This is a genomic window from Pediococcus cellicola (assembly GCF_001438655.1).
GTDB classification, from domain to species: Bacteria; Bacillota; Bacilli; order Lactobacillales; family Lactobacillaceae; genus Pediococcus; species Pediococcus cellicola.
Genome location: NZ_JQBR01000006.1, coordinates 69,112 through 81,323 on the forward strand (window position 1 = coordinate 69,112; position 12,212 = coordinate 81,323).

At 34.6% G+C, this 12,212-nt stretch carries 11 protein-coding genes and 1 pseudogene; 11 read left to right on the forward strand and 1 reads right to left on the reverse strand.

The features are described 5' to 3' along the window. From IV80_RS06620 to IV80_RS06655, 7 genes are all read left to right on the forward strand, one after another. A complete protein-coding gene (locus tag IV80_RS06620; RefSeq protein WP_057751318.1) occupies positions 1–1,101 on the forward strand; it encodes an EpsG family protein in 1,101 nt (366 codons plus the stop codon). Between the two features lie 36 nt (positions 1,102–1,137). Continuing rightward, a complete protein-coding gene (locus IV80_RS06625; protein WP_057751321.1) occupies positions 1,138–1,851 on the forward strand; it encodes a glycosyltransferase family 32 protein in 714 nt (237 codons plus the stop codon). Between the two features lie 9 nt (positions 1,852–1,860). Then, positions 1,861–3,288: an oligosaccharide flippase family protein gene (locus tag IV80_RS06630; protein ID WP_057751324.1), complete on the forward strand. Its 1,428-nt coding sequence runs from the start codon at positions 1,861–1,863 to the stop codon at positions 3,286–3,288. A gap of 807 nt (positions 3,289–4,095) precedes the next feature. Then, entirely contained in the window at positions 4,096–4,320 is a 225-nt protein-coding gene (locus IV80_RS10245; protein ID WP_307723485.1) for an LCP family glycopolymer transferase, read from the forward strand. Between the two features lie 505 nt (positions 4,321–4,825). Beyond that, a complete protein-coding gene (locus IV80_RS06640; protein WP_057751327.1) occupies positions 4,826–5,200 on the forward strand; it encodes a hypothetical protein in 375 nt (124 codons plus the stop codon). An 18-nt stretch (positions 5,201–5,218) separates the two neighbouring features. Continuing rightward, entirely contained in the window at positions 5,219–5,536 is a 318-nt protein-coding gene (locus IV80_RS06645; protein WP_057751329.1) for a hypothetical protein, read from the forward strand. 497 nt (positions 5,537–6,033) lie between these two features. Beyond that, entirely contained in the window at positions 6,034–7,035 is a 1,002-nt protein-coding gene (locus IV80_RS06655) for a hypothetical protein (RefSeq protein ID WP_057751334.1), read from the forward strand. A 415-nt stretch (positions 7,036–7,450) separates the two neighbouring features. Here the strand turns inward: IV80_RS06655 and IV80_RS06660 are convergent. Beyond that, positions 7,451–8,533: pseudogene (locus tag IV80_RS06660) on the reverse strand (IS256 family transposase). Between the two features lie 227 nt (positions 8,534–8,760). Here IV80_RS06660 and rfbA point away from each other — a divergent pair. Genes rfbA through rfbD form a run of 4 tightly spaced genes read left to right on the forward strand, consistent with a single transcriptional unit; the run spans position 8,761 to position 12,152 of the window. Beyond that, complete coding sequence (gene rfbA / locus IV80_RS06665; protein WP_057751337.1) at positions 8,761–9,633, forward strand: glucose-1-phosphate thymidylyltransferase RfbA; 873 nt, start codon at positions 8,761–8,763, stop codon at positions 9,631–9,633. Beyond that, on the forward strand, positions 9,633–10,214 hold the full coding sequence (rfbC, locus tag IV80_RS06670; protein WP_057751339.1) for a dTDP-4-dehydrorhamnose 3,5-epimerase: 582 nt from the start codon (positions 9,633–9,635) through the stop codon (positions 10,212–10,214). The genes rfbA and rfbC overlap by 1 nt, the downstream gene beginning before the upstream one ends. Positions 10,215–10,228: 14 nt before the next feature. After that, positions 10,229–11,257, forward strand: coding sequence for a dTDP-glucose 4,6-dehydratase (gene rfbB / locus IV80_RS06675; protein ID WP_057751341.1), 1,029 nt, complete (start codon positions 10,229–10,231; stop codon positions 11,255–11,257). Between the two features lie 46 nt (positions 11,258–11,303). Then, positions 11,304–12,152: a dTDP-4-dehydrorhamnose reductase gene (gene rfbD, locus IV80_RS06680; RefSeq protein ID WP_057751343.1), complete on the forward strand. Its 849-nt coding sequence runs from the start codon at positions 11,304–11,306 to the stop codon at positions 12,150–12,152. Positions 12,153–12,212: the final 60 nt, after the last annotated feature.

The following is a 12,212-nucleotide window of genomic DNA, read 5'->3' on the forward strand; positions in this document are numbered from 1 at the left end:
ATGATCTTTTATGTCGGAACATTTTTCTTGATATCTATATTAACTTTGATTGCGCAATATTTTTCTCCTGAAAACCTTAGACAAATTTTACTTTTTTTAGTTTTTTTAATTTTATTATTTATTTTAGGGTTTCGGAATTATACTGTTGGAAGCGATACTCCGACGTATGTAAATTTGTATAACTCTATTGGAACTTTTCCTATACATTGGAGTGATTTTTTTTCCAGTCGGTTTGAAATTGGTTTTTTAAAATATTTGTCATTCTTACATTTATTTTCTACAAATTACGTAATAATGCTTTTCACTTCAGCTTTTATATTTCTATTTTGTTGGTTTTGGTCAATAAAAAAGTTGTCAACAAACATTTTTCTAAGTTTTGCGATTTTTTTTGGATTGAGAATTTTTACGTTTGCGATGACTAATCTCCGTCAAACCCTAGCAATGGGATTGGTTCTTGTTAGCTATTTGTTGTTTGTTAAGGGAAAAAAATTTTTAGCAGTAATTATGGTTATTATTGCAACTACTTTTCATATATCTGCTATTGTTTTTTTGCTTTATTATTTGATTAGTTCCGTAAAATTGACTGTTAAAGTTGAAATTGCTTTAGCAGTAGTGACCGTTATTGCTCTGTCGTTGTTTCAAACCATAACTGAATCGTTTTCGCAAATTTTTAGCCGATTTGAATCATATACGGAAGCGGGAATGACGCAGGGAACTGATAAACTATCAATAGTGGTTAATATATGTATTTTAATTTTGATATTTATATTTATGCAAGTAATCAATTATTCTTATCAAAAAAATGATAAATCATTGCAAAATTTCGACTTTGAAAATTCTTATAATATGATTATTTTTATTGGCATACTTTTTAGTATTATTTCTTTAAAATTTGTAATGATTAGTCGATTAGTTTATTATTTTTCTATGTTTTCGGTTTTTTCTCTGCCTAATGCGTTGAAGAAAATTAAAGATAAGCTTTTACAAAGCACTTTGGTTATTATTCTTTTTTTGTTTTTTATGGCTTATGTGTTGATAATCATGTGGTTTCGCCCAGAATGGAATGTAATTATTCCGTATTCATCATCATTATTTTTGTAAGTGATTTCAAATAAATAAATTTGAGTGAGGTAAATTATGATTCCGAAAACGATTCATTTAATTTGGTTGGGGAAAAGTTCATGGAGAATAAGAAAACAAATAAATAATATAGCAAAAAGTTGCCCAGACTGTGAAATAAGAGTATGGACTTTGTCAAATTTTGATACAAGTAAGTTTGAATATACTTGTCAGGCTATGCAACAAAAACAATATGCTTTTGTAAGTGACTATATTAGATTGTGGGTACTATATAATTTTGGTGGCACATATCTTGACTTAGATGTTAATATTATTCAACCGATTAATCGAGATTTTTTTGAAAATGATAATTTTGTGGTTGGGTTTGAAAAAAATGATATTATTGGCAGTGCAGTTATATCTGCCGTAAAAGGATCTCAGGTAGTTAAGGAAATGTTAGATTATATGGACTCGTTAGTCAAAATAAATCCCGAGACAATTGGTAAAATTGCAAATGTAACTTGGATGAGTCAAATTATTCATAATCATGGAATTCTGCTTGATGGCAAGGAACATGTTAACTCTTATGGAATTCATGTTCTCGGTTTGGAAGCATATGGTTTTCCAAATGCGTGTTCTACAGTTGTTCATATTATGTCAGCATCTTGGGTTAGCAGGCGTCCTCTATCACAAAAAATTGGATCAATTTTGCGAAAACAAGTAACTAGCAAAAAAAGGGCAGTATTATATCATCGGGTAAGATCTTTAATTTGGAAGCGACAGGGAGAATAATTATAATTCATGAAAGTATATAAAAACTTGTTGTGGAATTTATCATTGCAATTTGTCACGTTGGGATTACCACTTATTACTATCCCGTATATTTCTAGGGTATTAGGACCAACTGGTGTGGGAATAAATGCATATACAAGTTCGTTTGCTCAATATTTTGTTTTAGTTGCGGGTCTTGGAATTGGATTGTATGGTACAAGACAGATTGCTGAAAGTCGTGACAATAAGATTGAATTGAGCAACCAATTTTGGAGATTAATAGTAATAAAAATTACTCTTGGACTGATCTTAACTGGAATTTATTTTTTGCTTGCGCTTCATAGTGAAAAATATCAAATGTTTTATGCTGGACAATCTTTGACGCTGTTTGCGACAATAGTCGATGTTACTTGGTTTTTTCAAGGAATTGAACTTTTTAGAACAACAGTTCTTAGAAATGTTTTCATGCGGTTAATCTCTACTATTTGCATTTTTTTGCTTGTAAAAACTCCTAGTGATACGCTAATTTATATTATTATTTCATCAGGATCTACACTTCTTGCAAATGTTATTTTGTGGTTTGGTATTAGACGACATGTTTCCTTTACTTTTCCTTTCAAATTACATGATATTTTTAATGATCTTAAAGGAGCAATTTCTTTATTCATTCCCCAAGTTGCCACTCAAATTTATTATCCAATTAGTAAGATGTTGATAGGACTACTGATAGGAGTACAGGCATCTGGTTTTTTTGAAAATTCTGACAAAATTATTAAAGTAATTGTTGGTATAATTACCTCTTTCAGTACAGTCTTTTTACCGCACATTACGCATTTTTTCGCAAATGGGGAAACAAAAAAAATTAAAGAATCGTTTTATAACTCGTTTCACATTATAGTGTTTGCTGGACTTGGATTAACGGGATTAATGATTGTTAATGCTCCTCAGTTTTGTATATGGTTTTTTGGAAATAAATTTGCAAACGTTGGAGAGTTGATGCAGACTGAGGCGGCAGTAATCTTTTTTATTGCTGTTAGTAACACTATTGGTTATCAATATTTAATTCCCACGGGTCAAGTACGTCAGTATAACATTGGAGTTATAATTGGATCCATGTTGAACATTATATTAGATATTCCACTTATTCTGTTATACGGGGTTTTAGGAGCAATGGTGGCAACTGTAATTTCAGAATTTGTTGTTGTAATTATTTTGGTAAGAATGTTACGTTCGGCATTTGAGTATAAAATGCTTTTTGTAGAGAATATAAAATATCTTATTGCATTTGCAGGATCAATCATATTTGCTCAATTTGCAGTTCAGGTTATGAAATCTTCTTCCATTTTTTTATCATTAATAAGTGTATCACTAGTATCACTTGTTAGTTATTCTATACTGATAATTGTGCTGAAACCAAAAATATTGGTAAAAGCAATTAAATATGTGCTGAAATTATAGTATTCTTAGAAAAAAATGAATTTAGTACGAAAAAATTGAGTTTAGAAACTTTCGTTGATTTCATGAATTGACGTAGGCTGGTTTACAGAAGAATCTAAGCATGAGACATGAACACAAAGGATCGTCCAGGTCACGATATGCGTTATGCCATTGATTCTACTAAGTTGCGCGTCCAGAACTGGGGTGGCAGCCTGAATTTATGGACTTTGCAAGAAGGCTTCAGACCACTATTGATTGGTATACGTAGCATGAAAATTGGTGGAAAGATAAAAGAAGGCTGTTGAGAGCAGATATACAGCAACTTGGCCGTTTTACAATTCAGGTGGCTGCGTTTTGCCACCTTATATAAGAAAAAAGTTAAGATTTCAAATATTTAATGAATTTAACAGGGTATAAGGATACGATGGCTATAGATATTCACAGGGACCAATGATGAGAAACGAACATACAAGGGCAAAGAAGCGTCACACGGTCAGGAACTTCATCTTGACGATCATTATAGTGCTGGTAGTTTCCGTTGGGGCGTATATATGCAGCTCATCTGAAACACGCAGCTGATAATACCTACCAAAGTGAGAAAATTAAAAAAATCGTAATGCTAGAGCGGTGCTTCAGCAAAAGAGTCCCATTTCAATTTTGTTGATGGGTACTAATACTGGCGCATTAGGGTGTTTATATAAAGGGCGAACCGACGCGATATGATGCTAATTACAATGAATCCCAAGACAGATCCAGTATTTCCCTTATACAGGCGTAACGATTTCTGGATACGAAAGTGAATCGCCCTCGACGATTAATGTGGTTTATGTGTTTGGTAGTTCAGGAACTGCGATTAAGTCAGTTCAAGAAACGCTGAATGTCCCAATTGTTTTTTATGCTGCGATAGACATGGGTGGCATGGAGAAAGTAGTTAACATAGTTAGCGGCGTGACGATGATGACTATTATAAGTTTTAAGTATGAGGGCTATATCTTTACAAAGGGTGAGTCTACACATATGAATAGTGGCTTATTCACGAATGAGCTACGATGATCCCCAAGGTGATTATGGATGTCAAATATGTCAGCGCGAAGTGATCATGGCAATTGTGAGTAAGGTTGGTTCAATATCATTCTTACAAAAATTTCTTAGATTCTATTTCGGCTCAAATGGAGACAGACTTGACATTTAGTGATTTGACCGCCATTGTACAAAAAACTATCGTGGTGCTAGAAAGACCGTTTTACAGTCACATTTACAAGGAACTGATGGTACTGTGAATGGTCGAAGAATGAAATTGATGGCTAATAGTAAATTACAACGGGTGACAAACTTAAAAAAGTAATCTTGATTTAAGCCACGCTAAAACTGGTAACATTGCATTGAGTATATCGGCTACTAAATCTAGTTCTGATAGTAGTGTGCAAAGTTATAATGTGGACGCAGGAAACTAAAATAAATGAAAAACGCGACATTCGGATTTTACTGATTCGAATGTTATTTTTTAGGATCACTTAATGCATAATTGATAACGTATTATTTAAGGAGGGGTAACTAAATGCGTAAAGACGAATCGTATCTAAATTTGTTTAAAAATCCTGAAAAATTAGAAATAGGTAACCAGTTAGTAATAAAATTTGTTTCACCAGAGTATGTTCAAGATGTATTAAATGGAAATGTATATATGCGACAATTGAAATTTTTTAAGCACTTGGAGGATGATCAGCGTGGAGATGAAAATGAAGGCACTTGGAGACAAAAATTTGTTAACGAAGATACTGAAGTGAGTTCAAAAGTTTCGTATAAATTTATTGATGAAATACAGATTGCCTGCTTTACCCTATTGGATAGAGATCGAGATTTTAATAAGATTGAAGATAATTGGTATAAGCTAAAAGCAGATGTAGCAAAAGACTTAGAAAAAATAAGATGAGGAAGAGATGCGGTCTTTTTGAATGCTAAGGATTTTAACCAATCTCTATATCAAACACATCAAAAAAGTCCAGATTTTACTTGGTCAATGATAGGATATACTGACTGCATGCAAGAGGATGTGAATAATGATTTTAGGGCGAAGTACATTGAAAGTCAGATTTTTATTAAAGATAATTTTTTTGCCAGTCAACGTGAATTGCGATTAGCAAAAATCGGACCAGATGCAGAAGATTCAATAATGGTGAAGTTAATAGGACAATTAAGAATGAGGCGGTTTAAAAGATCTACGTTGAATTTGAAAAAATTAAAGGTACAGAACAGGATTTTCATGTGAAAGAAAATGAATAAATTATAATAGTGGCTTTGTTGTAAAATTCTAGTTGGTGGAATGAAAAGACTTTATTTAGTGTTGTTATTTACTACGGGTTTTAAAAATGCAAATCTCTTCCTTGATGAACCTTTTTATGCATATTTGGATAAAAAAGATATTAATTACTGAAAAGCTATATTCATGTGATGTCAGTTATATTAATTAGCATAAGAAAAAGCTTGGGAGACTTATTGCAGTTTGAAGATGAAGATACAAAAAAGAGTAATTCAATGAATTTGATGAAAGATCGAATATTGAGGAACAAGGCGAATTTCGGAAGTCTCATTTTCAAGGGCAAAAGAAGTGAACAGTTTGCTAATCAAAAAGGGCTTTTAGAATTTTTTCTGAGGAATATTCTCGATTTATATAGGTGTTTACTGATGATACTTTTAGATAATCTTAAACCCGTACTGTATATTATTGATATGAGTTAAGAAATTTGTAATTATGAGAGGCTTAAATTGAGCACTAGAGAATTAGCGATTATAAGTTGGATATTTTTGATCGGAATCTTCTGTATATTGGATGGTAAATTAAGATCATCTGTATTTGGTATGTTTGAAACAGTAAAGGAATTACTAGCTCAACCAGTATTTAAGATAATTCTTTTTAATCAGATAATTATACTGATTTTTTTTAGTTGGAAAATCTTTCAATACAATTTGTCTTGGTGGATGTTAAAAGATTATTCAATAGATTTTTTTACAATTTTGACTTTTTTGGGAAGTTATCAGTTCATTAAATTTCGAAATGCCTTATTTGGAAGCCTAGGGTTGAGCTCCCTTTTTCAATACTTATTGGGAAATTTTACGTTTTCGTATTGTGTGGAGATGCTGCTAATCCCGGTACTTGTAGTCCTAAGTCTGATTGTGGTTGTTGCGGAGCAAAAGGGATTTACCAGTGTTTTTAAGTTCTTTAACGAAATTCTCAGTATCATTGGAATGTTTTTAATTGTTTATGTAATTTTTAGGGCAGTAATTAGCTGGCCACAAGAGCTTAGCGTTGCATATTGGTCAGGATTCTTCATTACAGCAATAGCTTGGATTGTTAACTTACCGCTTATGTTTCTTTCTATTCCAATGTTTCAGTATGATGTTATTGATAATTTTCGAAATGGGAAAAAAACTATTTTAGAGATTTTATGTCAATCTAATCTATTTTGGTTAAAAAGGTTTATTTACGGTTACCTATTTTTTCAGAAAGTTGATCAAAAGATTGTTTCAATTTCTCAAGGAGGGTTATTGAATAGGAGGTTAGTCATTATTTTAAAACGGGGAACTCTTCCGAAAGAGGCGAAAAAGGTCGAAATGTATTATAGATTACTTTTTGCTAAAAGTTCAAATTATAAACAAAACAAGAAAATTATTCCGATTAGAATTGAATGTAGAAATGATTTGGACAGAGCTTTGATAATTAAGCCCTATGAGATTTCAGATCTGCAGGAAATTTATAGAATTGATTAGTTATGCTCTCAAAGTATGAAATCTTTATTAGCATTCGTTATTTCCATTTTTTTGAAAAATGTTCTTGCAAGTTTAAAGTATGTGTCGATACGCAGACAATATCAGATCTATATCGAGCTAAAATGGCAAATAATTCTAACATTTTGTTACCTTGGAATTGTTTGCCATTATTTTTGTGCAGATTTTTCCAGATAACTAAGGGTATAAAAACGGAAGCAATCCCTGTAAAATGTTATTCACCAGTATGATTTTAATTACATCTTCAAAAATGTCTTTCAGAATCTTTTTTTCTCAACGATGTTACCAATAGCCTACTAGGTATAAATAAAATACATGTACTTTAATCTATGCAGTTATCAAAGATCGAGAGTGTCAAATTTTATGTGTAAATGAAAAAGCCTCTCACCTTTGGACTTCACATTGATTCTAATGTGTCTTGAACTAGGTTGAACCCTTTATGTGTTCGTTGGTCAATCAAGAATTACGGTCATTAAGGTTCTTTCCAAAGATTCTTCATTGGAAAATTGTTCACGTTTCATTGTTTGTCGCTTAAATTTTTTGTTAAAGGATTCGATAAGATTGGTACTATAAATACTAGAACGAATAGCCGGCGGGAAATTAAAACATACCAGTAATTTCTGGCTCTTTAATAATGCTTGTGTAACTTTGCACCAATGATCAATAAAATTGGCTAAGCTGTGCTCAGCCATTCGTTTATTGGCTGCTCGATGAATTAACTTAAAATCATTTAACACAGCCTTACGGTCATGAACTCGTATATGATGCGAAATATTACGACTTACATGAACTAGGCATTGTTGAATACCAGCGTCTGGATAGTATTTACCAACGGCAGTTTCTAGGCCAAACAAGTCATCGGCCACAAAAAGTAAGGTTTATTGCACGCCACGGTGCTTCAAATCAGCTAATACTTCAGACCACACAGAACTAGATTCTGTAGGAGCTATCTTGTAAGATAGCACTTCCTTATGACCATTAGGTTGAATGCCAATCGCAATATGAACTGCTTCTTTGGCAACCGTGTCACGCCGTAAGGAAGAAACGTGGCATCTAAATAAACGACGGTGTATCGTTCTGATAACGTTCGATTCTTGAAAGCCTCAACTTGTTCTTTAACTACCTTAGTTAAAGTGGAAACTGTCTGTGGCATGTAATAGGAACCATACATCTTTTCCATCAGACCTGCGATCTCATGAGTGGTAATTCCCTTTTCATAAAGTTGAATGACGTTTTGTTCTAACTGGTCTGTTCGTCGTTGATAAGCTGGTAATGTGTGGTTAACAAATTCTCTGTTTCGATCACGGGGAATCGTAAGATTCAATTCGCCATATTTTGTATTAAAGGTTCTCATGTAGTGTCCATTACGAGAATTCCCTGAATTGAAGCCATTCCTATCGTAGGACTCATAACCTAAAAATGCAGAAAGTTCGTTTTGTAATAGCTCATTAACGGGCGATTCTAGTTGTTTTTTGAAAATAACATCTAGATCCTGGTGCTGTGACGATTTCTTTGGTAAACCATGGGGAAGCCTCCTGTGATGTTTGTTTAGACGCTATAAGGGAGAGGCTTCCCCTTTTCAATAAATCATTTACACATAATTATTTAAACACTCATTTTCTAGAGTGGCATTATACTTCCATTGATGTTTCGGGTTATAATTATTTAGAGAAGAAAAAATAAATTTATTTTAATTCTGGAGGAAAAATGAAAGGTATAGTTTTAGCAGGTGGTTCGGGGACGCGTTTGTATCCTATAACTGAAGCAGTATCAAAACAATTAATTCCAATTTATGATAAACCAATGATCTACTATCCACTATCAACAATGATGTTAGCAGGAATCAAAGATATTTTATTGATTTCCACACCACGAGACACACCAAGATTCAAAGAATTATTTGGTGATGGTTCACAACTTGGTCTCAGTATTTCCTATAAAGTTCAGGAGAAGCCAAACGGCTTGGCTGAAGCCTTCGTACTAGGTGCTGATTTTATCGGTGACGATTCGGTTTGCTTAATTTTGGGGGATAATATTTATTATGGCAGTGGTTTATCTGAACTTGTACAGCGTTCAGCTAAGAAGAAGCAGGGAGCTACCGTCTTTGGTTATCAAGTAAATGATCCAGAACGTTTTGGCGTGGTTGAATTTGACAAAAATCATCATGTTAAATCGATTGAAGAAAAGCCAGCACATCCCGCCAGCAATTATGCAGTGACGGGCATGTATTTCTATGATAATCAGGTAGTTGAAATTGCTAAAAACTTGAAGCCGTCTCCTCGAGGTGAGTTAGAAATTACAGATATTAATAAAGCATATCTCAAATGCGGACAGCTTGATGTTGAATTATTAGGACGTGGCTACGCTTGGTTAGATACTGGAACGCATGAATCATTGCACGAAGCGTCTGGTTTCATTGAGACGGTTGAAAAACGGCAAAATTTGAAAGTTGCTTGTTTAGAGGAAGTCGCCTATCGCATGGGGTACATTGATAAGGATCAGGTCTACAAATTGGCACAACCGTTGAAGAAAAATGATTACGGGCAATATTTGTTACGATTAATTCAGGAGGATAACTAATGGGAAAGTTAAAAGTTAGCACAACCAATTTACAGGATGTCAAAATTATCGAACCAGCTATTTTTGGTGATCAACGAGGATTCTTTACAGAAACCTATTCTGATCGTGATTTTAAGGAAGCTGGAATCAACTTTGATTTTATTCAGGATAATCAATCTCTTTCAAGCCAAGCTGGCGTTTTGCGAGGCTTACATTTTCAGCGTGGCAAGGCTGCACAAACAAAATTAATCCGAGTAGTGACTGGTGCTGTTTTGGATTTAATCGTTGATGTTAGAAAGGGGTCTCCTACATATAAAAAATGGGAAGGCTACATCATTTCTGCAAGTAATCATAGACAGTTGCTTGTTCCTAAAGGGTTTGCCCATGGTTTTGTGACCTTAACCAATGATGTTAACTTCTTGTACAAGTGTGATAATTACTACAATGCAGAAGCTGATGGTGGCTTTTCATTCAAGACACCTGAACTAGGAATCAAATGGCCAATTGATTTTGACCAGGCGATCACATCTGAAAAGGATGCAAAGCAACCTACATTTACTGAATTTGAAAAGAACAATCCGTTCGTTTATGGCGAAATTTAGGAAGGACAGCTAACATGAAGAATATTATTGTAACTGGCGGGGCGGGTTTTATTGGCTCTAATTTTGTGCACTATGTGGTTAATAATCATCCTGATGTCAAAATCACAGTCTTGGATAAGCTCACCTATGCTGGTAATCGTGCAAATTTAGCAGGTCTTCCTGCAGATCGCGTAAAATTAGTTGTGGGTGATGTTGCGGATGCTGAATTAGTGGATAAGCTGGTTAAAAATACTGATGCAGTGGTACACTATGCGGCTGAAAGCCATAATGACAACTCATTAATTGATCCTAGCCCATTTATTCAAACTAATATTATCGGCACATATACGCTGATTGAAGCCTGTCGTAAATATGGTGTGCGTTACCATCACATTTCAACTGATGAAGTATTTGGAGATTTACCATTGCGTGAGGATTTGCCAGGCCATGGCGAGGGCGTGAGAGAAAAATTCACACCCGATTCACCATACAAGCCAAGTAGTCCTTATTCTTCATCAAAGGCAAGCTCAGATTTATTAGTTCGCGCTTGGGTGAGATCATTTGGATTAAAAGCCACGATCTCTAATTGTTCCAATAATTACGGTCCTTATCAACATATTGAAAAATTCATTCCTCGTCAGATCACTAATATTTTAAGTGGGATTCGTCCTAAATTGTATGGGTCAGGTAAAAATGTGCGTGACTGGATTCATACGAATGATCATTCCCGTGCGGTTTGGTTAATTCTTAATGAAGGTAAGCTTGGTGAAACCTATTTGATTGGCGCGGATGGTGAAAAAGATAATAAGACAGTTCTTGAGATGATCTTGAAGCAGATGGGACAACCAGCTGATGCTTATGATCATGTGAAGGATCGTCCAGGTCATGATATGCGTTATGCCATTGATTCTACTAAGTTGCGTACTGAACTGGGGTGGCAGCCTGAATTTACAGACTTTGCAAAAGGGCTTCAGGCCACTATTGATTGGTATACGGAGCATGAAGATTGGTGGAAAGATGAAAAGAAGGCTGTTGAGGCTAAGTACGCTAAAAATGGGCAGTAACAGCTAGCGGGGTAACACCCGTTTTTTTGATAGAAGGGAAACTATAATGAATCATATTTTAATAACAGGTGCTAATGGACAACTAGGTACAGAGCTACGTCACTTATTGGATGAAAAGGGCATTACATATGCTGCCACTGATACAAAGGAATTGGATATTACTAACCAACAAATGGTAAATGACTATTTTGCTAAAAACAAGCCGGAGTTAGTTTTCCATTGTGCGGCTTATACGGCAGTAGATGCTGCTGAAGAAGAGCCAGGAAAGTCAATTGATGAGAAGGTTAACGTACTTGGGACTCAAAATCTGGCAACCGCTGCAGAGTGTGTAGGTGCAACCTTAGTATATATTAGTACTGATTATGTGTTTGATGGTCAGAATACTGGTATGTATCAAGAAATGGATCCACAAAATCCTCAAAATGAGTATGGCCGTACCAAGAGTTTAGGTGAAAAAGCAGTTCGCGATACCATGAGTAAGTACTATATCATTCGGACATCATGGGTATTTGGTAAGTACGGTAAGAACTTTGTGTACACCATGTTGAATCTTGCTAAAACGCATGACGTCATCACAGTGGTGGACGATCAGGTGGGGCGACCAACTTGGACACGTACTTTAGCTGAATTCATGGTTTACGCCGTTGAGCATCAAGTTGCCTATGGCACATACAACTTGAGTAATGACAATCAGGCCAACTGGTTCCAGTTTGCCACTGAAATTTTGAGGGATACAAAAACAGAAGTCAAACCAGTTAGCTCAACAGAATATCCACAAAAAGCACATCGTCCAGAACATTCTGTTATGTCTTTGGAAAAGACGAAGGCCACTGGTTTTAAGATTCCAACTTGGCAAGAGGCTTTAAAGCAGATGATGGCAATTATTGATAAGTAGTAACCATTTTAAATTTTTTGTTTATGAATAAAGATAGCATTTGAGAAAATCTTATTTTCT